Below are 22670 nucleotides of genomic sequence, written 5' to 3' on the forward strand. Positions count from 1 at the left end.
TTTCTAGCGTGATAGCGACTGGTGATACAGCCGCACGGACTTATCCGGGTAGTCCAGCCCGTCGCCGATGTAACGCCAGCCGTGTTTTTCGTAATAGCCGCTAAACGTGGCGAACAAATAGAGATCGTCAAAGCCTCGACGACGGCAGAAATCCAGTACGTGCTGTTGCAGCGCGATACCCAACCCTTTGTCACGCTGGCTTTCTTCCACGTACAGCGATGCCAGCCAGGGCGTCAGATCCTGTCGGCTGATTAAATCACAGCGCCAGAGTCCCACCGTCCCGACTAAACGCTCACCCTCCAGCGCGATAAACGTCAGCGGCAGCGCCGCCGGGTTCAGGCTATTGCGCACCACGCTGGCAAAGAATTCACGGCTGTTCTGGCTACCGAACGCCTGCCAAATCCAGTCGATCACTTGTTCCTGATGCTGAGGATGATCCGCCAGATAAACAATTTTCACGCTAGACATGTCCGTCATGATTACACCAGTTTTCCCTGAAAGATCGGCACAGAATCAAACAAATAGCCGTCAAACTCTGGTGCATCGGCGTCAGAGATTTCCATCAGCGTATTTTTGACATTTTCGAGGTGCTGCCACATCGCCTGATAAGAACCAGACACATCACGACGCCGCAGCGCCGCCAGAATAGCCTGATGATCCGCCAGCCATTTCAGACGATAGCCCTGCGTCCCAACGTGCGTATAAAGCTGCTGCCAGAGCGCGTTATCGTCACGGCACGCCCAGATATTGCTGACCGTTTCCAGCAGCATCTGGTTTTGCGTCGCACCGGCAATTTGCAGATGGAACAGGCGATCGAAATCGCCACGGTAATCTTTTACGGCAATCGCGGCCTGCTCTTGTTCCAGCGTCTTACGCAGGTTTTCGATATCCGCACGCGTTGCCATACGTGCCGCAAACGCCGCAATGTTGCTTTCCAGCAGTTGACGAGCCTGTAGCATTTCAAAGGCGCCGATATGGTTTTTTCCACCCTCTGCCGCGTCGTCTTCATCGGGAATACGCAAGACATAAACCCCAGAGCCCTGACGAATATCGACCGTGCCTTCCAGTTCAAGCATCAGTAGCGCTTCGCGCACTATCGTCCGGCTAACGCCATAGGTTTCCGCAATATTTCGTTCAGGAGGAAGGCGCGATCCGACGGGGTAGTCCCCTGACTGAATCTTCTGACGCAAATCACAGCCGATTTCCTGATATTGCTTCTTCTCTTGCAGAACTACATCCTTCGCCACGCTTTCACCCTACATGCACTGTCGCCCTAGGTGCGGACGTCAGGCCCGCACCGAATATACCCAGCCACGTACTGACGTCGCGGCGGGGCATTAGTCTACCAAACTCAGCGCCTGATCCAGTACTTTTGCGCCATTTAATGTGCCGTAGGCGACAGGGTCGATCACCGCGATAGGAATCTGGTAGCTGTCCGTCAGCTTTTTATTCTCGTTAAGCTTGAAGCGCACCTGCGGCCCCAGCAGAACCGCAATAATGTCGCCGCCAAACTCCTGCAATTCATCCCGCAAGTTTTGCTCAGGGATCGCGTAGATTTTCAGTTCCATTCCCCGCATTTCCGCTTCCTTCTCCATCTTGGTGACCACCAGTGAGGTCGACATTCCTGCTGAGCAGGCCAGTACGATTCTTTTCATATTCCGTTCCTCATTTTGGTTATCTGCACCTATTTCTCTTCATCATCCAGCGTCAATTCAAGCCGACGCGTGTCATGTAGCTGACGAAACCAGGCGGCGGATTTTTTCGGCCGCCGTTGCCGATCCTGCTCCAGATCGATTTCGATCAATCCGTAGCGATTTTTAAACGCGTTCATCGGCGAGACGTTGTCGGTAAAGGCCCACAGCATGTAGCCCTGGCAGTTTGCGCCTTCCTCCTTCGCCTTCAACGTCCAGTACAGATGTTCGGCAATAAATGCGATACGGTAATCGTCCTGAATCACGCCCGCGTCGTCTTTAAAGCGCGCCTCGTTCTCAATACCGATGCCGTTTTCCGCCACAAACCACGGCGCATTGCCGTAGTCGCGCTCTATGCGTTTTGCCATGTCGTAAATGATTTTGGGATTGATCTCCCAGCCGCGCGAGGTGTTCATGCGACGCCCCGGTAGCTCAAAATGCTCGTAATAATAGACCGGATGGAACGGTGTCTCTTTGTTCCACTCGCGGCTGGGCGCTTTGACCCGATGCGGGTAATACAGGTTGATCCCTACCTCATCGACCGTATTGTCCCGAATGATCGCCAGCTCTTCTTCCGTGTAATCCCACTTCACCCGATGCTGCGCCAGCAGCGCCACCAGCTCCGCCGGATATTCCCCTTTTAACGCCGGATCGAGGAAAACGCGGTTATAGAACAGATCGTAAAGGTGCGCCGCTTTTACATCGTGCGCCGCACGGGATCGCGGATACGTGACTTCGGGATTGAGGATCACGCCGATCGAACCGCCATCTCGGTGATAACCCTGCTGCCGAAACCGCTGCACCACTTTTGCCGTTGCCAGATTCTTATGGTGATTCCACTGCATCCAGGTGTGCGTGTTCTGCTCATAAGGGTAGCGTAGCGCGTCCAGATAAACGCGCGTCTGCACCACAATCGGCTCATTGAAGGTAAACCAGCGCTTCACTTTCCCGGCATAGCGGGCGAAAACCGCGTCGGCGTACAGCACAAACCACTCCACCACCTGCTTGGATGACCAGCCCTGATACTTCTCCAGCAAGCAGGCGGGCAGCTCGTAATGCTCAAGGCAGATCATCGGTTCGATCCCCTGCCGGTGCATTTCATCCAGCAGGTTATCGATATAGGTCGCGTACTCTTCATCGACGATGCCTTTCTCATAGTCCAGCATAAAGCGTGACCAGTTGATCGACGTACGATAGTGCGTCAGCCCTGCCAGCTTCATCAGCGCCACGTCTTCCCGATAGCGATTAAAGAAATCCGTCGCTTTCGCTGGGCCGTAGCCGTTGTGCCAAACCTGACGATCCTGCTTGTACCAGAGATCCAGATAGGAATCCTGCCCGGCTTTCTTGCCGCTCCAGCCTTCCGTTTGCCATGCCGATGCCGCCGCGCCCAGAATAAAATCCGGTGGAATAGTCAGTGCAACCTTACTCATGCGTTACCTCTCTTCTCGTCCGTTTGTTTCAGGCTTTTTCCGCTGCGGCCTGCTTTTCTGCTTCCAACTGCGCCAGCTCGGCACGACGGGACGCCACTTTGACAAACGGCAGATAGATCAACATCGCAACGATGATGCATACGATCTGTGTCGCGACGGCTCCCATCGATCCCGCCGTCGACAGCCAGGCGTTAATGATCGGCGGCGTTGTCCACGGCACCATCACCACGGCTTTACCCGCAAACCCCATGCTGGTGGCGAAATAACCAATCGTGCCCGTCACTAACGGTGTGATAATGAAGGGAATCGCCAGAATCGGGTTGAGCATAATCGGCATACCAAAAATCACCGGCTCATTAATATTGAACACGCTGGGGCCGAAAGAGATTTTGGCGATCTCTTTCATCTCTTTACGCTTGGACGCAATCATCACCGCCAGCAGCAGGCCAATCGTCAGGCCGGAACCCCCGATGCTCATGTACACATCCCAGAACGGCATGGTGATAATGTTCGGTATCTCCTGCCCCTGCTCAAATGCGGTCATGTTGACGGCAATCGCCCCCAGCAATAGCGGTTCACGAATCGGTTTAATCATCTGGTTGCCGTGAATCCCGATCACCCAGAACAGCTGAGCGACAAACATCAGCACCAGTAAACCAGGCAGGCTTTGCACCACAGATTCCAGCGGCTGCTGTACGACTTTATAAACGGCGTCATACAGGTACATGCCCGTCACGCGGTGAAACACAAACCCAAAGGTGGCGATAGCAACCACCGTGATAATGGAAGGAAACAGCGCAGAAAAAGAGGCCGCGACGTTGGGCGGCACGCTGTCCGGCATTTTAATCTGCAGCCGATCGACATTTTGCAGCTTGGTGTACATCTCGACAGACAGGATGGCGATGAACATCCCCAGAAACAGGCTCTTCGTATCGGAGAACTGTTTCGCCAGCACGTCTTTCACCACCATCATCTGCCCGTTGACGGCCATTTCGATCGTAGTTGGCGTGACGGCAATAAAGCAAATCACCGCCAGCAGGCCGGGAAACAGCCCGCGTGAACCGTTAATCTTCCCAAGCTCGATACCAATCAGGAAGACGGCACCGATAGTCAGAAAGCTGAGCGTGGCGTAGTTAATGCCGCTCATAATCGGTTTCAGTTCAGCCAGAAACGAGAACATGGAAAAACTGGCCAGACCATTTTTCGGATCCATCACCATGTTGGAAATCAGAACGGAAAACGCCCCGACGATAATGACGGGCATCAGCGTAATAAAAGATGCCTTAATCGCCATAATGTAACGCAGACTGTTAAATTTATTGGCAAAGGAGCCCAATGAATCAATCAGTTGGTCCTTAAATGACATAACACCACCTCTTTCATCATCATATTGTTATATCGCGTGTGACACGCGGGATGGCCGTTACGCGCAGGGTAAATGCAGGTACCGCGCTTTCGCGTTTGGCATACCAAAAATCAACCATAATGAATTATTTTTCTGTGACACGACTCTCACAAGACAATATTGGAATTCCAATATGATGAAAATGTGATTTTTGGCATACCATAAATTCTCAGCCAACCTAGGCTGCTTTCCTGACCGTAATAAGGAAACCGACGATGAAAGACACAGAAAACGTTCCTGCATTCGATATGGAACAAACCGTGATGGAACTGCTGATTAATGCGGGTGAAGCGCGCTCAAACGCCATGATGGCTATTCAGGCGGCGCGCCACCGGGAGTGGCAACAGGCAGACGATCTGCTCGCGGCATCACAAGAAGCGGCGCGTGCGGCTCACCGTGTTCAAACACGGCTGATCGGTCTGGACGAAGGGGAAGGCAAGGTGCCCGTCAACCTGATCATGGTACATGCACAGGATCATCTGATGACCGCCATGCTATGCCGGGATTTGGCGGAAGAGATTGTCTTGTTACGCCGAGAAATGGCTGCATCACAAAATTGACAAAAATCTGATTGAGAAACGAACATCAGGCGTTAAATCCAACAATATGCCTGTGGTAATATGTCATACGACGTTCGTAACAGGGATGGATAGGCGTTTAGCCCGTCATCATACTCAATTAAGGTGCAGCGATGAAAACCATGCTTGAGGTGGCAAGACGTGCAGGCGTGTCTAAAGCGACCGTCTCCAGAGTGCTAAACGGCACGGGTCAGGTCAAACAGACAACACGCGATGCGGTATTTCAGGCAATGGAGGAGCTAGGCTACCGTCCTAATTTTTTGGCGCGTTCGCTGGCTCGCCGTACCTCAAACAGCATTGGTCTTGTTATCTCCAATTTTAACGGCCCCTATTTTGGTCGCCTGCTGCGCCGTGCTACGGATATCGCAGAAAGCAACGGTAAACACCTGATCGTGACAGACGGGCACGATACGCCGGAAGATGAGCAGCGCGCGGTGCAACTACTGTCAGACAGGCAGTGTGACGCCATTATTCTCTATACCCGTTATATGTCCGAATCGGACCTCATGACGCTGCTCGACACGCTGACCATTCCGATGATCGTGATGAATCGCGATCTGCCGCAGGCGCGAGAGCGCTGCATTTTCTTCCGCCAGCAGCAGGCCGCGTTTGACGTGGTGAATTACCTGATCGAACAAGGCCACCGCGAGATCGCCTTTATCACCGCCCCCATGCAAACACCGACGGCGCAGGCGCGGCTCGCGGGCTATCAGCAGGCATTAACCGCTCACCAGATCGCGCTTGAACCGCGCCGAGTGGCATATGGCACCAGTATGGTCGCCAGCGGTTATCAGGCTGCACGCCAGTTGCTGAATAGCGGCATCAGTTTTAGTGCGCTGTTTGTCAGCAACGATCACATGGCGATTGGAGCAATGAAAGCGCTGTACGAGGCGGGGAAAAAATTACCGCAGGATGTCTCCGTCTTCGGCTTTGACGACGAGCCCTGCGCCACTTACCTGCACCCTTCGCTTTCCACCGTCTACATGCCGATTGAAGAGATGGCCGCTACCGCGATTACGCAAGTGCTGGATCTGATCGCGGGTAAGGACGTCAACCCGCTACAGCCCTTCACCGGCGAACTAAAAATCCGCGAGTCGGTACAGAAAGGGCCGTATTACGCTAAGTAAAACGCCCCTTTTTCTCAATCTCGATTAAAGCGCTTCCAGCGCCAGCAGCTCATCCAGCGTCTGGCGACGGCGAATCAGTCGTGGTTCACCGTTTTCAAACAGCACTTCTGGCAGCAGCGGACGGCTGTTGTAGTTCGAGGACATCGATGCGCCGTACGCACCGGTATCATGGAAGACCAGATAGTCGCCAACCTGCGCATCCGGCAGCGCGAACGTTTCCACGCCGCCGCCCGCCTGCTGGGTGAACACATCACCGGATTCACACAGCGGCCCGGCAATCACGCTGTCGCGCAACGTGGACTGGCTGATCTCGCGACCATCGCCCGGCAGCAGAGAAACATGGTGATAGCTGCCGTACATCGCCGGACGCATCAGATCGTTAAACCCGGCATCAACCAGCACAAAGTGGCGACTCCCCATAGATTTTATCGCCCGCACTTCCGCCACCAGCACGCCGGATTCCGCGACCAGAAAACGTCCTGGCTCGATTTCCAGCGTCACTGGGTGACCAAGATGCGCGGCAATTTTCTCACGCGCCGCGTTCCACAGCCCGTAATAGTGTTCGGTATCAATCGCTTCTTCGCCGTGGCGATAGGGAATCGACAGCCCGCCACCCGCTGAAATCGCCTCGATATCCTGACCGAGTTCAACAACCTGCTGCACCATCGCCTCGCACACCTGTTCCAGATGGCCGTAATCGACGCCGGAGCCAATGTGCATGTGGATTCCCACCAGCTTCAGCTGATAGCGCTGAATGTGCGCCAGCGCCAGCGGTAAGTCACCGTACCAGATGCCGTGCTTGCTGTTCTCGCCGCCGGTGTTGGTTTTCTGGCTGTGACCATGACCAAAGCCCGGATTCACACGTAGCCACACCGGATGCCCCGGCGACTGCTGCCCAAGCTGTTCCAGCATATCGACCGATCCGGCGTTCACCGGAATGTTCAGTTCGGAAACGCGTTGCAGCGTCGGACGATCCAGCAGATCGGCAGTAAACACGATCTCATGCGCATCGGTGCCTGGAACAAAGCCTGCAATCAGCGCACGCTCGATCTCGCCCAGCGATACCGAATCCACTTTCACACCCTGCTCACGCATCAGGCGCAAAATGTGCGTGTTGGAACACGCCTTCTGCGCGAAGCGAATTGTGTCGAACTGGCGTAGTTGGCCGATACGGTTAACGATGGTCTCCGCGTCATAGGCCCAAACCGGGCAACCAAAGCGGGCAGGCAGTTCACGCAGACTTTGCGCGTTCAGGGCGTGTGTTACGTCATTCAGATCGTGAGGCATAAATAATTACCAATTACGGGTTAATCGTGGTTAAGAATCACTATAAAAATTACCATTCTGGTAAACAAATATCGTTTTAAGCACACTCTATTCATTTCTGATATGGTTTATCAAAATGATGGTTTATCAAAGTAAAGGAAGGAGGCGATATGGCAGCAGTATCCCTACGACACATCGAAATTTTCCACGCAGTCATGACGACCGGGAATCTGACGGAAGCGGCGGATCTGCTGAACACGTCGCAGCCGACCGTCAGCCGTGAGCTGGCCCGCTTCGAGAAACTGATTCAGATGACGCTGTTCGAGCGACTGCGCGGCCGGCTTTACCCCACCGCACAGGGGCTACAGCTGTTTGAAGAAGTGCAGCGCTCGTATTATGGACTGGATCGGATCATCAACGCCGCCAGCGATATTCGCCGTTTTCAGCAGGCACAGCTTTCCATTGCCTGCCTGCCCGTATTCTCACAGTCGCTGCTGCCCGACGCCTGTAAACCGTTGCTGGCGCGTTACCCGCTGCTTAATCTGCACATCATTCCGCAAGAGTCGCCGCTGCTGGAAGAGTGGCTGTCTGCCCAGCGCCACGATTTGGGCTTAACGGAAAACAGCCTCACGCCAGCGGGTACAGAACGGCAAACGCTGATGTTACTCAATGAAGTGTGCGTGCTGCCTGCGGGGCATCCGCTGGTGCAAAAAGCGGTGCTCACGCCGCAGGATTTTGCCGATGAGCCCTTTATCAGCCTATCGAGCGCCGACAGCTATCGCCAGTTGCTGGATAAGCTGTTTCAGGAACAGGGCGTGTCGCGCCGGATGGTACTGGAAACGCACAGCGCGGCATCGGTGTGTGCGATGGTGCGGGCAGGCATCGGGCTGTCGATCGTTAACCCGCTCACCGCGTTGGATTATGCCGCTTCCGGTGTGGTCGTGCGGCCTTTCAGCATCGACGTGCCCTTTACGGTCAGCCTGATTCGTCCACTGCACCGCCCTGCTTCGGCGCTGGTCGATACCGTGATTGATCAACTCAAGCAGTATGCCGCCGATGTACCTTCACGTCTGGAGCAGGTCTTGCGGCAGTAATATTCCAGCCTTGGGTTGGCTCACATCAGCGATTACAGCGCTGACACCCGCCAGCGAGGATCGTGAGCAAACCAGTCCACCAGAAAATCCAACAGGGTACGCAGCGCAGCGGGCATCTGGCGGCGCGAGGTGTAAATACCGTAAATTCCCATCGCCTGCGGACGGTATTCCGGCAACAGCGCCACTAATTGTCCACTAGCGAGATACGGCGCCACAGAATAGCGCGGTTGCAGCGCGATGCCCGCGCCTTCCAGCGCACCGGCCAGCAGCACCAGCGACTCATTGCCGCTCAGGTTACCGCTAACGGGAATCGTAAACTTTTCATCATCGCGGGAAAAATGCCACAGGCTTTTGCCGAAATAGGTGTAGGTCAGGCAGTTATGAATCGAGAGATCGGTCAGCTGTCGTGGAATACCGTGCTCATTCAAATAAGAAGGCGATGCACACAGCACCGACTCACAGCGTGAAAGCGGTCGGGCAATCAGATTGGGATCCAGTTCGTTGGTGATGCGCAGCGCTAGATCGATACGTTCCTCGACCAGATTCACCGTTCGGTTATTCATTTGCAGATCGATAGCGACCCGAGGATGCCGCCGCAGGAAAGCGGTTATCGCCATACCGAGCGCGCCCTGCGCCAGCGATTGCGAACAGCTGACGCGCAGCAAACCGCTTAACGTAGCATCGTCGGTATCGGCCTCGACGCGCATATCCGCCGTCAGCGCCAGCATCTCCCGACAGCGCGCCAGCGTTTTTTCACCGGCATCCGTCAGGCTCAACTTGCGCGTGGTGCGGTGCAATAGTCGCGCCCCTGCCCACGTTTCCATCTCCGCCAGATAGCGCGTCACCATCGCCCGGGACATGTCCAGCGTCTCTGCCGCCGCGATCATGCTACCGCGATCGATAATCGTGACAAACACTTCAGCAGCCGTAATACGATCCATAAATTAGTCCGTTTTATGCAACAAACAATTGCCCGTTTTGCGGTTTTTCGTACGATTAATGCAACATAACATAAACCCACTTTCTGTCCTACCTGTGGAGTATCACCATGTCTAAATCTATCGTTTTTACTGTCTCTTTACTCGCGGCATCAATGAGTCTGGCTTCTGCGGCTAACGCCGCCGAGTTAAACATCGACGTGTTTAATCCAGGTGAAGCCAGTATGTTCCCAGTTTCTTCTGAAATTATCAGCGGCGATAAAGAAGTCGCGTTGATCGATGCGCAGTTCCAGCGTAACGATGCTCAAACGCTGGTTGATCGCATCAAAGCCACCGGAAAAAAACTGACTACCGTCTATATCAGCCATTCTGACCCTGACTACTATTTCGGTCTGGACGTGATTAAAGCCGCGTTCCCAGACGCTAAAATTATTGCGACCCAAGCCACCATCGATGCGATCAACGCCAGCAAAGACGGCAAAGTGGCACACTGGGGCCCAATTCTGAAAGAAAACGCGCCGAAAGAGATCGTGGTTCCTCAATCGCTGGCAGGCGATAGCTTTACCATTGATGGCAAAAAGCTGGAAGTGAAAGGACTGAAAGGACCAACGCCGGATCGCACGTACGTCTGGATCCCTTCGCTGAAAGCTGTGGTCGGCGGTATTCCGGTGTCTGCCAACATCCACGTCTGGCTTGCCGATACCCAAACGCCAGAATCTCGCGTTCACTGGCGTGACACGCTGAAATCCATTGAAGCGCTGAAGCCAACCACCGTCGTGCCGGGTCACTTTATCGCGCCAACGGATTACACCTTGAAAAACGTGACGTTTACGCTGCAATATCTGGATACGGTGGAAAAAGAGCTGGCAAAAAGCAAAGATTCTGCCGAACTGATCGCAGCAATGAAAAAACACTACCCGACGCTGAAAGAAGAATCGGGTCTTGAACTGAGTGCCAAAGTCCTGAAAGGTGAAATGAAGTGGCCACAGTAAGACTGCATTACATTTACGATCCGTTGTGTGGTTGGTGCTACGGCGCCGCCCCACTCGCACTGGCAGCGCAGGAGATTGACGGGCTGGATCTGATCCTCCACGGCGGCGGTATGATGACGGGCAGCAATAGCCGTACTATCACCCCAGAGTGGCACGATTACGTGATCCCCCACGATCGCCGCATTGCGCAAATGACCGGGCAAACCTTCGGGGAAGCGTATTACGAAGGGCTACTGCGTGACACCAGCGTCGTACTGGATTCCGCGCCGCCAACAGCTGCCGTACTCGCTGCGGAAGCGATGGATGATAAAGGCATGCTGATGCTGCACGAAATCGAGCGTGCGCACTATGTTTCTGGACTAAAAATCGTCGACGCCGCCGTGCTACGTCAATGTGCAGAAGCGATCGGTCTGGATGGTGAGACGTTCAGCACCGAGTTCACCATTATTCAGGCAGAAACGCTGTCAAAACACATCAGCGCTAGCCGGGAATTACTGGCAAAAGTACGTGGACAAGGCTTCCCCACGTTTGCGCTGGAAGACGCTAACGGGAATTTCCAGCAAATCCCGGCGGCAAACTACCTCGGTCAGGTAGACGCATGGCGCAAGGTGCTGACACAGAGGGTCAACGACGCGACGGCATAAGCATCCGCATCAACCTTCATTAAGGGAGCACGCCAATGGCCTGCTCCTTTTTTTCGTTCCCGATGACGCCTGAATCTGATTTGATCTTTGAGCTCTTCCCCCTGCTCAGTACCGACGTAAAGTCGCGTGTTCGAACACAGGACACAGCCGGCTCCAACCCTCGTAATACGTAACTAACGTCGTGATTCATACTTCTTGATCTCAGGTTATCGCGTATGCGGGACGTCTGTTCCCTGATGCAGAGTAAGATAGCTATCAGTCACAACCCGCTCCCTGTGCTATAGTCGGCACCAGAAAAGATAACCTCAGACCACACCGCCAGACACACGAAACGATAACTGACAAACCATGACCGACGTAAAATCAGGTACACCCCACACGGTATCCACCGACTCTCGCGCTTCTCGCCTTAACCGCTTCTCCATCGCGCCGATGTTGGACTGGACCGATCGCCATTGCCGTTATTTTCTTCGCCAGTTGAGCAGCCAGACACTGCTGTATACCGAAATGGTGACGACAGGCGCGATTCTTCACGGCAAAGGCGACTATCTGGCCTACAGCGAAGAAGAACACCCGCTGGCGCTACAGCTCGGCGGTAGCGATCCGCAAGCGCTGGCGCAGTGTGCCAAACTGGCAGAACAGCGCGGCTATGATGAAGTTAACCTGAACGTTGGCTGCCCGTCTGACCGTGTACAGAATGGCCGTTTCGGTGCCTGCTTGATGGGCGAAGCGGCACTGGTGGCGGACTGCATCAAGGCGATGAAAGACAGTACCTCAATCCCGATTACGGTGAAAACCCGCATCGGCATTGACGATCAAGACAGCTATGAATTCCTGTGCGATTTTATTCAAACCGTCGCCGAACGCGGCGAGTGCGATACTTTTATCGTCCACGCGCGCAAAGCCTGGCTATCGGGCCTGAGTCCGAAAGAGAATCGGGAGATTCCACCGCTGGATTATCCGCGCGTTTACCAGCTCAAGCGCGATTTCCCTGCGCTCACTATCGCTATCAACGGCGGCGTCAAAACGCTGGAAGAAGCCACAACGCATTTACAGCATCTGGACGGCGTGATGATGGGCCGTGAGGCTTACCAGAATCCCGGTATTCTGGCGCAGGTTGACCGTGAGCTATTTGGTATCGACACCGCCACGCCGGATCTGGCTGGCGTGGTACGAGCCATGTATCCCTATATCGAGCGCGAACTCTCTGGCGGCGCGTCATTAGGCCACATCACGCGTCACATGCTCGGCATGTTTCAGGGCATCCCCGGCGCGCGTCAGTGGCGACGCTATTTGAGTGAAAACGCCCACAAACCCGGTGCTGACGCTGCGGTGGTAGAGCGTGCGCTGGCGCTGGTTAATCTGGTTTAAAAAACACTAACAGTTAGTCTTTTTCACCAACACTCTTTCATTTCTCTTCCCTGTGCCGCTGGTAAATCAATCACTTACCAGCGGCGCATCTTGGCATGATTCTTGTTATAGCTTATGTGGCACGCAGAACTTTTCTCTGCGGTTTAACCGCTACAGGAGCACACCATGTTGGAAATTTTCTTCGTTATTGGCTTTTTTATCATGCTGATGTTGACGGGCGTGTCACTGCTGGGCGTGATTGCGGCACTGTTTGTGGCGTCCCTTTTTATGTTGATTGGTGGGCTGTTTAGCATCGCGATAAAGGTGCTGCCGTGGCTGATTTTAGCCGTCGCAGCGGTGTGGCTGTGGCGCAAATTTAGCGGTCGACCTGTCTACAACTCGCACCGCTATACCTATCGCAAATACACCTATCGCCAGCGCAACGGAAATGAGTGGTAATGCCAGAAAAATCTGGGTTACACGAAAATGAGTTGAGCACAAAAATGACGGGCAACGCCGTGTTTAACATCAACTTGTTTTACTACGGCTTGTTTTAATACGGATTATTTTAATATGACCTGTTTTAGTACAAAAGTGTGCGCCAGCAGATATTTTTTCCCAGATGTGGCTGCTAGGATGGCGCTACTGTTTGATACCCCAATGTCGTTTACACGGGTAAGCAAGCACTGTGGCAGAAAGCCACACAATTTCATCATCGTCAGGGAAATAATAGCCGCACAGCGGCACTTTCGTGACGATCACCACGCTGTACCCTACATACAGTTTGATGAAATTGGCGAACGGCAAGGGCTTCCTAACAGGAAGCCCTTTGCTTTTCAGAAACAAATATTAGGGAATCAGCAGACATGAACCCTGTGTACTGCGGCTTTCCAGCGCCCGATGCGCCGCTTGCGCATCCGACAGCGCGAATTTCTGGTTCTGCGGCACATCTACCGTAATTGCTCCACTCGCGATCAGTGAAAAGAGTGCATTGCTGGCCTGTTCGAGTTCGGCGCGGTTCGTCACATAACCAAACAGCGACGGACGCGTGACGTACAGCGAGCCTTTCTGGTTCAAAATCCCCAGATTGATGCCAGTAACCGGCCCAGACGCATTGCCGAAGCTAACCATCAGTCCGCGACGGCGCAGGCTATCGAGCGAGGCTTCCCAAGTATCTTTCCCAACCGAGTCATACACGACGTTCACCTTCTGCCCCTCGGTCAGTTCTGCGACACGCTGTGCAATATTCTCGGTACGGTAATTAATGGTCGCCCAGGCACCTGCCTGTTTTGCCCGCTCCGCCTTCTCATCGGAACCCACCGTCCCGATCAGCTTCGCCCCCAGCGCCTTTGCCCACTGGCAGGCGATAAGCCCAACGCCACCCGCAGCGGCATGGAACAGGAAGACTTCATTTGGCTTGATTTCATACGTCTGGCGCAGCAAATAGTAAACCGTCAATCCTTTCAGGAAAGAGGCTGCCGCCTGCTCAAAGCTGATGGCATCCGGCAGCAGCGCCACTTTTTCCGCCACCACGTTGTGCACGTCGCTATACGCGCCCAGCCCAGACTGCGCATACACCACGCGATCGCCGACTTTCAGCTCGCTAACCCCTGCCCCAACTTTCGTCACGACGCCTGCCGCTTCGGTTCCCAGACCGGAAGGTAAGCCAGGTACCGGATACAGACCACTGCGAATATAGGTATCAATAAAATTAATGCCGATGGCGCGGTTCTCAACCTGAATCTCTCCCGCTGCGGGGTCGGCAGGTGTGAAATCCACATATTGCAGAACCTCTGGGCCACCATAAGCTCGGAACTGAACGCGTTTTGCCATGTTATTTCCTTAATCGTGACAGCTTCATCATTGCTCTATTATGGATATGGATTGTGTTATTTCGGACGTGCGGCATATACAATGCACCCTAATCCAATGGCAAATCAACCGGTAAAGAACCCGTTTTATGGCAGAGAAAAGACCCACCAATAAATCGAATGCACCTCGCGACCGCCAGATGGAAGGTCTGAAACTTCCGCCACATTCGCTGGAAGCGGAGCAATCGGTATTGGGTGGCCTGATGCTCGACAATGAACGCTGGGATAATGTCGCCGAGCGTGTTGTTGCTAACGATTTCTATAACCGTGCTCACCGTCTGATCTTCACCGAAATGCATCGGCTGCTGGAAATGAGTAAGCCGATCGACCTGATCACGCTGTCCGAATCGCTCGAACTGCAAGGCTCACTGGAATCCGCTGGTGGCTTCGCCTATCTGGCTGAATTGGCAAAGAACACGCCGAGCGCCGCTAACATCGGTGCCTACGCCGATATCGTGCGCGAGCGCGCCGTGGTGCGTGAAATGATCTCCGTTGCCAATGAGATCGCCGATGCCGGCTACGATCCACAGGGCCGCAGCAGTGAGGATCTACTCGATCTGGCGGAATCTCGTGTCTTCCAGATCGCCGAAAACCGCGCCAGCAAAGATGAAGGCCCGAAAAGTATCGACCGCATTCTGGAAGATACCGTTTCCCGTATCGAGCAGCTTTACCAGAAACCACATGATGGTGTGACGGGGGTGGACACGGGCTATCAGGACCTCAACAAAAAAACCGCTGGCTTGCAGAAATCCGACCTGATCATCGTGGCAGCCCGTCCATCAATGGGGAAAACTACCTTTGCGATGAACCTGTGCGAACATGCCGCGATGACACAGGAAAAGCCCGTCCTAATCTTCAGTCTGGAGATGCCCGGCGAGCAGATCATGATGCGTATGCTCGCGTCTCTGTCTCGCGTGGATCAGACGCGAATCCGTACCGGCCAGTTGGATGACGAGGACTGGGCGCGCATTTCCAGCACCATGGGGATTCTGCTGGAAAAACGCAACATGTACATCGATGACTCCTCCGGCCTGACGCCGACCGACGTGCGATCCCGCGCCCGCCGCGTGTTCCGTGAACATAATGGCCTGAGCCTGATCATGATCGACTACCTGCAATTAATGCGCGTGCCGTCATTATCCGACAACCGTACGCTGGAAATTGCAGAAATTTCCCGCTCGCTCAAAGCCTTGGCAAAAGAATTGCAGGTTCCCGTCGTCGCCCTGTCGCAGCTTAACCGTAGTCTGGAACAGCGCGCCGATAAGCGCCCGGTTAACTCGGATCTGCGTGAATCCGGCTCCATCGAGCAGGATGCCGACCTGATTATGTTTATCTATCGTGATGAGGTTTATCACGAAAACAGCGACCTGAAAGGCATCGCTGAAATCATTCTGGGGAAACAGCGTAACGGCCCGATTGGTTCCGTTCGTTTGACCTTTAACGGGCAGTGGTCGCGCTTTGATAACTATGCCGGCCCACAATATGACGATGAATAACGCAGCGCTCAGCAATGACAACACTGCACTAAGGAACAAGAATGAAAACGGCAACGGCCGTCATTAACCGGCGTGCTTTGCGCCACAACCTGCAACGTATCCGCCAGCTAGCACCTGGCAGTCAGGTCGTTGCCATCGTGAAAGCCAACGCCTACGGCCACGGCATGATCGACGCTGCCCATACCTTTTCCGACGCTGATTGCTATGGCGTCGCGCGGCTCTCCGAAGCGCTGGCGCTGCGTGCCGCAGGCATCACCAAGCCTATTGTCCTGCTGGAAGGCTTTTTCTCCGCCGACGACCTTCCGCTTCTGGTCGAGCACCAGCTAGAAACCGCCGTTCACAGCCCCGAACAGCTTGCCGCACTGGAACAGGCCACGCTGCCACAGCCGATCCCCGTGTGGATGAAGCTCGATAGCGGCATGCACCGCCTTGGCGTTCTGCCGGAACACGCCGATGCGTTTTGGCAGCGCCTGACCGAATGCCGCAATGTGGTTCAGCCGGTCAATATCATGAGCCACTTTTCTCGCGCCGATGAGCCCGAAGCCGGCACCACCGAACGCCAACTGGCCTGCTTCGATGCTTTTACACAGGGTAAACCCGGCGCGCAGTCCATCGCGGCCTCCGGCGGTATTCTGCTGTGGCCGCAGTCGCACCGCGATCGCGTTCGTCCCGGCATCATTCTCTATGGCGTGTCGCCGCTGGATAACGAAGACGCCGCGCATTTCGGCTTCCAGCCCGCAATGACCTTTACGTCTCACCTGATTGCCGTTCGCGAACACCACGCGGGCGAAGCGGTGGGTTACGGCGGCACCTGGACCAGCCCGCGCAATACCCGTCTGGGCGTGGTGGCCGTCGGCTACGGCGATGGCTATCCACGCTGCGCGCCAGCAGGAACCCCCGTGCTCATCAACGGGCGCGAAGTGCCGCTTTCCGGCCGCGTATCAATGGATATGATTACGGTGGATTTAGGGCCGGATGCGCAGGACAAGGTTGGCGATGAGGTCATTCTTTGGGGGCCAACGCTACCGGTTGAACGCATTGCCGCGCATACGGGTGCCAGCGCCTACGAACTGATTACGCGCTTAACCCAGCGCACTGCGTTGGAATACGTCGACGGTGAGTAAAAACGGACTGGCTAGCTTTTATCGGCAGGCTCATGGCTTGCCGACCTTAAAACGGGTTATCTACTCTACGGCAAGCTGGCTTGCCGTCTCCGCGATCCTGACGCTGTTTGCCCTCGTCAATTTCTATACTCTGAAACCGACGGATGTCGGCGGCACGCTGTTTGGCGGCATGTTTAGCGCGATGTTCGACCTCATCTATTGGTCTTGCGCCGCGTCGGGATTCTGCTTTCTGGCGCTCTTTCGGCTTTCAGGATGGCGTGTTGCCTGGATACTCGCGGGGCTGGTGCAAATCGGTATCGGCGCACTGTGGCGCATTCAATATTGGCAGGCGTATGAAAGCGAAGAGCTGATACTTTCCCCGATGCCCGGCGAACTGTATGTTTCCATGCTGGTGGGCGCAGGCATGGCCGCCATCGGCGTCATGAAATATCGACACGCGCGGCGCAACCCAGTCGCTCAACGTCCAAGCTATGCGAAAGCGGTCGCTGCATTGCTGCTGATCGCGCTTTATTTCGCGCTCCCGCTGCATTTCTACCTGCGTGAACCTCTCCCCTACTGCGCTTTTAGCCCCAGCGGTCAGCAGTTAACGGTATGTCTGGGAGACAATGACGAGCGGATTATTGTTGAGTGATGGATTTACCGCCGCACAGGCAGCTAAGAAACACCACGTTTTAACCTTATCGACAACATCAAGGTTCACTGCCGTATAGGCAGCTTAACAAATATCAGGACATTCACTTCGCCAAACATCATCCTGTCAGCCTGACCGATTATTTAACCCAATCTTCCAACGTCAGCCCCGGTACTCGCTCAAATTCTCTCAGATTATTGGTGACTAATATGGCCTTAGCGCTGATGGCATGGCCCGCGATGGCCGTATCGTTTGGACCAATAGGCGTGCCAGCGGCGGCTAGCTCGATTTTGATTTTCGTGGTGGCATCTACTGCGGCGCTATCCCAAGGTAATACCGCATCGAGCCGACGGCAAAAAGCATCGACCAGTTGCATATGGCGTGGCGAGGCTTTTTTACCAACCGCCCCGAAACGCATTTCAGCGTAAGTGATGGCAGAGACCACAATACGATCACGCCGCAGCGTGCATTGCTGCAACTTTTCAATCACCTCCGCAGGGTGTTCCCGCATAATGAAGGAACAGATATTGGTATCCAGCATGAACAAGCGACTCACAGTTTGAATCTCCCCTCCTCGACCACATCCTGACGTTCTGTCATAAAGTCGGCGTCAGCGCGATCTTCTTGCAAAAACGAATGCCAATTGGGTTTAACAGGACGCAGCATGATGGTATCTCCCTCACGCACAATCTCCAGTTCGTTGACCCCTTCAAAGTCCATATCACGCGGCAAGCGAATGGCACGGTTGTTACCGTTTTTAAATACCGAAACAATACGCATGAGCACCTCCTCCTTAATAAATACATAAATTCAGCCAGAGACTTACCGTTTATTATTGCTGGCTAAAACATAGGCTAAGTATAGATATTAATCACTCGGTTGTATATCCATAGCATATGCAGATACCTGACATAGGCCTATTGTCGATAAATAAAATCTTTGCCATACGTTCATGACCCTTTTTTACGCATCGTCGTAACTTATTGATTTTAAATTTAGATTATCAGCTCTGATAAAAAAGGTTTTTTCGGGGAAAATGGTTTATTTCCTTTTAAAATTAGGCAACTACCGTAAAATATGAACGTTCACTGCCGTATAGGCAGCTTAGAAACACGGTTTAGCGCTAGCAGTTGGGTCTTCAACGTTCACTGCCGTATAGGCAGCTTAGAAATGCTGGTACGTGATAGAGCCTTCGTCATAAATGTTCACTGCCGTATAGGCAGCTTAGAAACTCCATCGAACGGCGAGAATAAATTAATCTCAGTTCACTGCCGTATAGGCAGCTAAGAAAATTAAACGCGCCGAAAATCAGGAATAAAAAACTCATAGGCAACGCGGCCTAAAAAGCTGGTAGTCTGTTTGGCCGACTGCCTGATACTGTTTAGGAAACGCGATGTACCACATTGATGACTTCGATCTGAAAATCCTGACGCTGCTACAGACGAACGGCCGCCTGACCAATCAGGAACTGAGCGATCTGGTTGGGCTTTCCGCCTCGCAGTGTTCCCGCCGTCGCATCGCGCTAGAGCAGGCACAGCTGATTCTCGGCTATCATGCCCGCCTGTCGCCGAACGCCGTCGGGCTGGAATGTCTGGGGTTAATTGAGGTGCGACTCATCAATCACACCAGCGAATACGTTGAGCGCTTTCACCAGATGCTGGGGGAAGTGGATGCCATCATCGACGCCTATAAAACCACGGGTGATGCCGATTACCTGTTAAAAGTCGCCGTGGCCGATCTGCCCGGACTCAGCACGCTGATTAGCCAAATTCTGTCGCAGAACAAGAGCGTCGCGCACCTGAAAACCTCAGTAGTATTGAACCGCCTCAAAGAGAACGGTTTGGTGATACCAGAACGGCCTGCGTTGCCCTAAATTGGGGCAATCGCCTCTATTTGGTGCAGAAAATGAATATCTCACGCAATAATATCCAAATAAACGCACAAAATAGACAAATAAATGATAAAAAACGCATGAATCGCGCATTATTTTCATTCATATAATTCAATATGTTGCTCTTATCGCAGGCGAGATTATGCTGATGCCAGCCGCTAAGTAGCACTATTTGGTGTGATTCTTGCTTTGGTAAGCACATGTTTTTACGACAGTCTGTTGAGTGCTCACCATGGATAACGTTATTCCCACACAAAAACTATCACACACGCTGCTGGAAGATATTCTGGCGATACTGATCGGCACGCTGATGGTATCGTTTGGCGTCATTCTGCTGCGTCAGGCCGGTGCCCTCACCGGCGGCACCGCAGGTATCGCTTTTCTTATCCACTATCTGACAAACGTCTCCTTTGGCGTCGCGTTTTTCCTGCTGAACCTGCCCTTCTACTATCTGGCCTTGCGCCGCATGGGGTGGGAATTCACGGTGAAAACGTTCTGCGCCGTCGGGCTGGTTTCGCTGTTTTCCGACCTGCACCCGATGTTCGTTCATTTCGATCAGCTCAATCCGTTCTACGCCACGCTGTTTGGCAATATCATCACTGGAATTGGCTTCGTGGTGCTGTTCCGCCATAAGGCCAGCCTCGGCGGCATGAACATCCTAGCGCTGTATCTTCAGGACAAATACGGCCTGCGGGCGGGAAAACTCCAGATGGGCGTTGACGTTGTGATTGTGCTGACTTCCCTGTTCGTGGTAAGCATACCGATGTTGATTGCTTCGATTCTGGGGGCAACCATTCTGAACCTGATTATCGCGATGAACCATCGCCCCGGCCGTTACGCGGCCTGATTGTCCCCACCATCGTCGGGGTTGCGGTACCCATAAAAATGACACATTCAGGAGAGCTACACTGTGTTTCAAAACGTTGATACCTATGCCGGAGATCCTATCCTGTCTCTGATGGAAAAATTCAAACAGGATCCAAGAGCGGATAAGATCAATTTGAGTATCGGGCTCTACTACAACGAGCAGAATATTATCCCGCAGTTGCGCTCCGTCAGTGCGGCAGAAAGCAGCCTGAAACAGCCAGCGCAGAGCGCGAGCTCTTATTTGCCGATGGAAGGGCTACAGCCTTACCGTACCGCGATCCAACAACTGCTGTTTGGTGCAAACCACGCGGCGCTGGAAGCGGGTCGCATCGCCACCATCCAGACGTTGGGCGGTTCCGGTGCGCTGAAAGTAGGTGCAGATTTCCTGAAACGCTACTTCCCGAATTCAGAAGTGTGGGTCAGCGATCCAACATGGGAAAACCATATTGCGATTTTTGAGGGGGCGGGCTTTAACGTTCACACTTATCCGTATTTCGATGGCGAAAGTCTGGGCGTGAAATTTGACGCCATGCTCGCCACCCTGCAAGCGTTGCCAGCACGCAGCATCGTGCTGCTGCACCCGTGCTGCCACAACCCGACCGGTTCTGACCTCACCACCGAACAGTGGGATCGCGTCATTGAGATCATCATCCAGCGTGAGCTGATTCCGTTTATGGACATCGCCTATCAGGGCTTTGGCCTCGGGATTGAGCAGGATGCCTATGCGATTCGCGCCGTTGCCAGCGCGGGCGTTCCGGCACTGATCGCCAACTCGTTCTCCAAGATTTTCTCACTGTATAGCGAGCGCGTTGGTGGCCTTTCTGTAGTGTGTGACGATGCTGACAGCGCACAGCGCGTGCTGGGCCAGTTAAAAGCCACCGTTCGCCGCAACTACTCTTCCCCACCGAATTTCGGCGCACAGGTGGTTTCTAAAGTCCTGAACGACGCGCAGTTGAATGCCGACTGGAAAGCGGAAGTCGAAGAGATGCGCACCCGCATTCTGAGCATGCGTCAGGAACTGGTTTCGGCACTGAAAAACGCACTGCCGAACCGTAACTTCGACTACCTGCTCACCCAGCGCGGTATGTTCAGCTACACCGGATTCAGCCCGGAACAGGTTGATCGTCTGCGTGAAGAATTCGGCGTGTACCTGATCGCCAGCGGCCGTATGTGTATGGCGGGGCTGAACCACAGCAACGTCCAGCTCGTTGCTGCGGCTTTCGCCGCGATTCAGTAAATCGTAAAATAATAAAGCCACTGAGTTAACCGACTCACCGTTGTGAACTCGCTTAACTCAGTGGCTTCTGTGATAAAAATCCCATGACCCAACTACGCTACCTGAACGGCTATCCCCCAGCGATTGTTGCCCAAGTACAAACGCTCCTCGATCAAGGCAAACTCGGCCTCTGGCTGGAAAAAAAATACCCTGACCGTCATCCGATCCAGAGTGATAAGTCGCTCTATCAGTTTGTCGCCGAGCTGAAACAGCGCTATTTGAAAAACGCCCCGGCGATATCAAAGGTGCTTTACGACAATAAACAAAACCCGATAAAAGGGACACTAGGAACCAATACGTTTGTGGCGCGTGTGCAGGGCGGAAAATTAAAGTCCAATAACGAAATCAGAATAGCGATGCTGTTCCGTGACGGGCCAGAAGATTTCCTGCGGATGATCGTGATACACGAACTCGCTCACCTCAAAGAAAAAGATCACAACAAGGCCTTCTACCAACTCTGCTGCCATATGGATCCTGATTATCACCAGTTGGAATTTGATATGCGAATCTGGCTGAACTGGCGAGAAATAAATGCGGGTTAGGATCTATTGACGCGGTAATGATTCACGCTTTTCTAAGCTGCCTATACGGCAGTGAACTAGCGGGCCGTTCTCCTGCTCTAACTGGTTCATTTCTAAGCTGCCTGTGCGGCAGTGAACTCAGCCGTAGGTCAGCAGATTCAACCAATGCTTTTCTAAGCTGCCTGTGCGGCAGTGAACGTCACTGTAGAGCCAGTCAGTAACTGTGCCGTTTTCTAAGCTGCCTATACGGCAGTGAACTCAATCAGCGCATCATCGGGTACACAGGGAGATTTCTAAGCTGCCTATACGGCAGTGAACTAACGCCTGGATCGACAGCTCATCCAGCAAGTTTTCTAAGCTGCCTATACGGCAGTGAACATGGCAAAGATAACAAGGGCCGTTTGCAGAATTTTCTAAGCTGCCTATCCGGCAGTGAACTGCCGTAAGGTCGGAAGTACCCACGACGAATATTTCTAAG

25 protein-coding genes and 1 CRISPR repeat array (1 of these 26 cut by a window edge) are annotated in these 22670 nt (G+C 53.6%); of the genes, 14 read left to right on the top strand and 11 right to left on the bottom strand.

Annotated elements, in window-relative coordinates; all coding sequences use genetic code 11:
- Window positions 1-3 precede the first annotated feature (3 nt).
- The 5 genes from IG609_RS16435 to IG609_RS16455 form a co-directional block, all read right to left on the bottom strand.
- Entirely contained in the window at window positions 4-477 is a 474-nt protein-coding gene (locus IG609_RS16435) for a GNAT family N-acetyltransferase (RefSeq protein WP_193398331.1), read from the bottom strand.
- Between the two features lie 2 nt (window positions 478-479).
- Window positions 480-1247, bottom strand: coding sequence for an FCD domain-containing protein (locus tag IG609_RS16440; RefSeq protein ID WP_102117275.1), 768 nt, complete (start codon window positions 1245-1247; stop codon window positions 480-482).
- Between the two features lie 90 nt (window positions 1248-1337).
- Window positions 1338-1655 carry a PTS sugar transporter subunit IIB gene (locus IG609_RS16445; protein WP_039283225.1) on the bottom strand — a complete coding sequence of 106 codons (318 nt, stop codon included), beginning with the start codon at window positions 1653-1655 and terminating at the stop codon, window positions 1338-1340.
- A 29-nt stretch (window positions 1656-1684) separates the two neighbouring features.
- Window positions 1685-3121 (bottom strand): glycoside hydrolase family 1 protein, encoded by a 1437-nt coding sequence (locus tag IG609_RS16450; RefSeq protein WP_193398330.1) that lies wholly within the window; start codon window positions 3119-3121, stop codon window positions 1685-1687.
- Window positions 3122-3149: 28 nt separating this feature from the next.
- Window positions 3150-4487 carry a PTS sugar transporter subunit IIC gene (locus IG609_RS16455; RefSeq protein ID WP_039361387.1) on the bottom strand — a complete coding sequence of 446 codons (1338 nt, stop codon included), beginning with the start codon at window positions 4485-4487 and terminating at the stop codon, window positions 3150-3152.
- Window positions 4488-4741: 254 nt separating this feature from the next.
- On the opposite strand from IG609_RS16455, the gene IG609_RS16460 reads away from it, so the two are divergent.
- Window positions 4742-5086: a PTS lactose/cellobiose transporter subunit IIA gene (locus IG609_RS16460; RefSeq protein ID WP_180786359.1), complete on the top strand. Its 345-nt coding sequence runs from the start codon at window positions 4742-4744 to the stop codon at window positions 5084-5086.
- A gap of 131 nt (window positions 5087-5217) precedes the next feature.
- Window positions 5218-6231 carry a LacI family DNA-binding transcriptional regulator gene (locus IG609_RS16465; RefSeq protein WP_116155451.1) on the top strand — a complete coding sequence of 338 codons (1014 nt, stop codon included), beginning with the start codon at window positions 5218-5220 and terminating at the stop codon, window positions 6229-6231.
- A 24-nt stretch (window positions 6232-6255) separates the two neighbouring features.
- Here IG609_RS16465 and lysA read toward each other — a convergent pair whose 3' ends face one another.
- Window positions 6256-7518, bottom strand: a complete 1263-nt coding sequence (gene lysA, locus IG609_RS16470; RefSeq protein ID WP_193398329.1) for a diaminopimelate decarboxylase — start codon at window positions 7516-7518, stop codon at window positions 6256-6258.
- Window positions 7519-7667: 149 nt separating this feature from the next.
- On the opposite strand from lysA, the gene IG609_RS16475 reads away from it, so the two are divergent.
- Window positions 7668-8591, top strand: coding sequence for a LysR family transcriptional regulator (locus IG609_RS16475; RefSeq protein WP_193398328.1), 924 nt, complete (start codon window positions 7668-7670; stop codon window positions 8589-8591).
- A 32-nt stretch (window positions 8592-8623) separates the two neighbouring features.
- Here the strand turns inward: IG609_RS16475 and IG609_RS16480 are convergent, their stop codons facing one another.
- A complete protein-coding gene (locus IG609_RS16480; protein WP_193398327.1) occupies window positions 8624-9532 on the bottom strand; it encodes a LysR family transcriptional regulator in 909 nt (302 codons plus the stop codon).
- 107 nt (window positions 9533-9639) lie between these two features.
- On the opposite strand from IG609_RS16480, the gene IG609_RS16485 reads away from it, so the two are divergent.
- The 4 genes from IG609_RS16485 (at window position 9640) to pspG (ending at window position 12974) form a co-directional block, all read left to right on the top strand.
- A complete protein-coding gene (locus IG609_RS16485; RefSeq protein WP_193398326.1) occupies window positions 9640-10521 on the top strand; it encodes an MBL fold metallo-hydrolase in 882 nt (293 codons plus the stop codon).
- Window positions 10509-11165, top strand: coding sequence for a DsbA family protein (locus IG609_RS16490; protein WP_193398325.1), 657 nt, complete (start codon window positions 10509-10511; stop codon window positions 11163-11165). Before IG609_RS16485 ends, IG609_RS16490 begins: the two co-directional genes overlap by 13 nt.
- Before the next feature lie 348 nt (window positions 11166-11513).
- Complete coding sequence (dusA, locus tag IG609_RS16495; RefSeq protein ID WP_193398324.1) at window positions 11514-12536, top strand: tRNA dihydrouridine(20/20a) synthase DusA; 1023 nt, start codon at window positions 11514-11516, stop codon at window positions 12534-12536.
- Between the two features lie 165 nt (window positions 12537-12701).
- Complete coding sequence (pspG, locus tag IG609_RS16500) at window positions 12702-12974, top strand: envelope stress response protein PspG (protein WP_010279209.1); 273 nt, start codon at window positions 12702-12704, stop codon at window positions 12972-12974.
- A gap of 183 nt (window positions 12975-13157) precedes the next feature.
- On the opposite strand, the gene IG609_RS16505 is transcribed toward pspG, so the two are convergent.
- Window positions 13158-13322 (bottom strand): hypothetical protein, encoded by a 165-nt coding sequence (locus tag IG609_RS16505; RefSeq protein ID WP_193398323.1) that lies wholly within the window; start codon window positions 13320-13322, stop codon window positions 13158-13160.
- Between the two features lie 42 nt (window positions 13323-13364).
- Window positions 13365-14348: a quinone oxidoreductase gene (locus IG609_RS16510; RefSeq protein WP_193398322.1), complete on the bottom strand. Its 984-nt coding sequence runs from the start codon at window positions 14346-14348 to the stop codon at window positions 13365-13367.
- Between the two features lie 127 nt (window positions 14349-14475).
- On the opposite strand from IG609_RS16510, the gene dnaB reads away from it, so the two are divergent.
- Genes dnaB through IG609_RS16525 form a run of 3 tightly spaced genes read left to right on the top strand, consistent with a single transcriptional unit; the run spans window position 14476 to window position 17637 of the window.
- On the top strand, window positions 14476-15882 hold the full coding sequence (gene dnaB, locus IG609_RS16515; RefSeq protein WP_039490832.1) for a replicative DNA helicase: 1407 nt from the start codon (window positions 14476-14478) through the stop codon (window positions 15880-15882).
- Window positions 15883-15923: 41 nt separating this feature from the next.
- Window positions 15924-17006, top strand: a complete 1083-nt coding sequence (alr, locus tag IG609_RS16520; RefSeq protein ID WP_193398321.1) for an alanine racemase — start codon at window positions 15924-15926, stop codon at window positions 17004-17006.
- Window positions 16999-17637: a hypothetical protein gene (locus tag IG609_RS16525; RefSeq protein ID WP_193398320.1), complete on the top strand. Its 639-nt coding sequence runs from the start codon at window positions 16999-17001 to the stop codon at window positions 17635-17637. The genes alr and IG609_RS16525 overlap by 8 nt, the downstream gene beginning before the upstream one ends.
- A 139-nt stretch (window positions 17638-17776) precedes the next feature.
- Here IG609_RS16525 and IG609_RS16530 read toward each other — a convergent pair whose 3' ends face one another.
- Complete coding sequence (locus IG609_RS16530; protein WP_219606029.1) at window positions 17777-18178, bottom strand: type II toxin-antitoxin system VapC family toxin; 402 nt, start codon at window positions 18176-18178, stop codon at window positions 17777-17779.
- 11 nt (window positions 18179-18189) lie between these two features.
- Window positions 18190-18417, bottom strand: a complete 228-nt coding sequence (vapB, locus tag IG609_RS16535; protein WP_039278475.1) for a type II toxin-antitoxin system VapB family antitoxin — start codon at window positions 18415-18417, stop codon at window positions 18190-18192.
- A gap of 613 nt (window positions 18418-19030) precedes the next feature.
- Here vapB and IG609_RS16540 point away from each other — a divergent pair.
- The 4 genes from IG609_RS16540 (at window position 19031) to IG609_RS16555 (ending at window position 22213) form a co-directional block, all read left to right on the top strand.
- Window positions 19031-19510, top strand: a complete 480-nt coding sequence (locus IG609_RS16540; RefSeq protein WP_193398319.1) for an Lrp/AsnC family transcriptional regulator — start codon at window positions 19031-19033, stop codon at window positions 19508-19510.
- A gap of 250 nt (window positions 19511-19760) precedes the next feature.
- The gene (locus IG609_RS16545; RefSeq protein ID WP_010279239.1) at window positions 19761-20375 is read left to right on the top strand and encodes a YitT family protein; all 615 of its coding nucleotides are present in this window, start codon (window positions 19761-19763) and stop codon (window positions 20373-20375) included.
- A 63-nt stretch (window positions 20376-20438) separates the two neighbouring features.
- Entirely contained in the window at window positions 20439-21632 is a 1194-nt protein-coding gene (locus tag IG609_RS16550; protein WP_193398318.1) for an amino acid aminotransferase, read from the top strand.
- An 83-nt stretch (window positions 21633-21715) separates the two neighbouring features.
- Window positions 21716-22213 (top strand): M48 metallopeptidase family protein, encoded by a 498-nt coding sequence (locus IG609_RS16555; protein WP_193398317.1) that lies wholly within the window; start codon window positions 21716-21718, stop codon window positions 22211-22213.
- 29 nt (window positions 22214-22242) lie between these two features.
- A CRISPR array of direct repeats spans window positions 22243-22670; the repeat unit is 28 nt; unit sequence TTTCTAAGCTGCCTGTGCGGCAGTGAAC (it continues 321 nt past the right edge of the window).

The sequence above is a fragment of the Pectobacterium quasiaquaticum genome, from assembly GCF_014946775.2.
Taxonomy (GTDB): domain Bacteria; phylum Pseudomonadota; class Gammaproteobacteria; order Enterobacterales; family Enterobacteriaceae; genus Pectobacterium; species Pectobacterium aquaticum.

Coding starts and splice junctions, on each gene's coding strand:
- IG609_RS16435 (WP_193398331.1), bottom strand. CDS start 477: ATGACGGACATGTCTAGCGTGAAAATTGTTTATCTGGCGGATCATCCT.
- IG609_RS16445 (WP_039283225.1), bottom strand. CDS start 1,655: ATGAAAAGAATCGTACTGGCCTGCTCAGCAGGAATGTCGACCTCACTG.
- IG609_RS16450 (WP_193398330.1), bottom strand. CDS start 3,121: ATGAGTAAGGTTGCACTGACTATTCCACCGGATTTTATTCTGGGCGCG.
- IG609_RS16455 (WP_039361387.1), bottom strand. CDS start 4,487: ATGTCATTTAAGGACCAACTGATTGATTCATTGGGCTCCTTTGCCAAT.
- IG609_RS16460 (WP_180786359.1), top strand. CDS start 4,742: ATGAAAGACACAGAAAACGTTCCTGCATTCGATATGGAACAAACCGTG.
- IG609_RS16465 (WP_116155451.1), top strand. CDS start 5,218: ATGAAAACCATGCTTGAGGTGGCAAGACGTGCAGGCGTGTCTAAAGCG.
- lysA (WP_193398329.1), bottom strand. CDS start 7,518: ATGCCTCACGATCTGAATGACGTAACACACGCCCTGAACGCGCAAAGT.
- IG609_RS16475 (WP_193398328.1), top strand. CDS start 7,668: ATGGCAGCAGTATCCCTACGACACATCGAAATTTTCCACGCAGTCATG.
- IG609_RS16480 (WP_193398327.1), bottom strand. CDS start 9,532: ATGGATCGTATTACGGCTGCTGAAGTGTTTGTCACGATTATCGATCGC.
- IG609_RS16485 (WP_193398326.1), top strand. CDS start 9,640: ATGTCTAAATCTATCGTTTTTACTGTCTCTTTACTCGCGGCATCAATG.
- dusA (WP_193398324.1), top strand. CDS start 11,514: ATGACCGACGTAAAATCAGGTACACCCCACACGGTATCCACCGACTCT.
- pspG (WP_010279209.1), top strand. CDS start 12,702: ATGTTGGAAATTTTCTTCGTTATTGGCTTTTTTATCATGCTGATGTTG.
- IG609_RS16510 (WP_193398322.1), bottom strand. CDS start 14,348: ATGGCAAAACGCGTTCAGTTCCGAGCTTATGGTGGCCCAGAGGTTCTG.
- dnaB (WP_039490832.1), top strand. CDS start 14,476: ATGGCAGAGAAAAGACCCACCAATAAATCGAATGCACCTCGCGACCGC.
- alr (WP_193398321.1), top strand. CDS start 15,924: ATGAAAACGGCAACGGCCGTCATTAACCGGCGTGCTTTGCGCCACAAC.
- IG609_RS16530 (WP_219606029.1), bottom strand. CDS start 18,178: ATGCTGGATACCAATATCTGTTCCTTCATTATGCGGGAACACCCTGCG.
- vapB (WP_039278475.1), bottom strand. CDS start 18,417: ATGCGTATTGTTTCGGTATTTAAAAACGGTAACAACCGTGCCATTCGC.
- IG609_RS16540 (WP_193398319.1), top strand. CDS start 19,031: ATGTACCACATTGATGACTTCGATCTGAAAATCCTGACGCTGCTACAG.
- IG609_RS16545 (WP_010279239.1), top strand. CDS start 19,761: ATGGATAACGTTATTCCCACACAAAAACTATCACACACGCTGCTGGAA.
- IG609_RS16555 (WP_193398317.1), top strand. CDS start 21,716: ATGACCCAACTACGCTACCTGAACGGCTATCCCCCAGCGATTGTTGCC.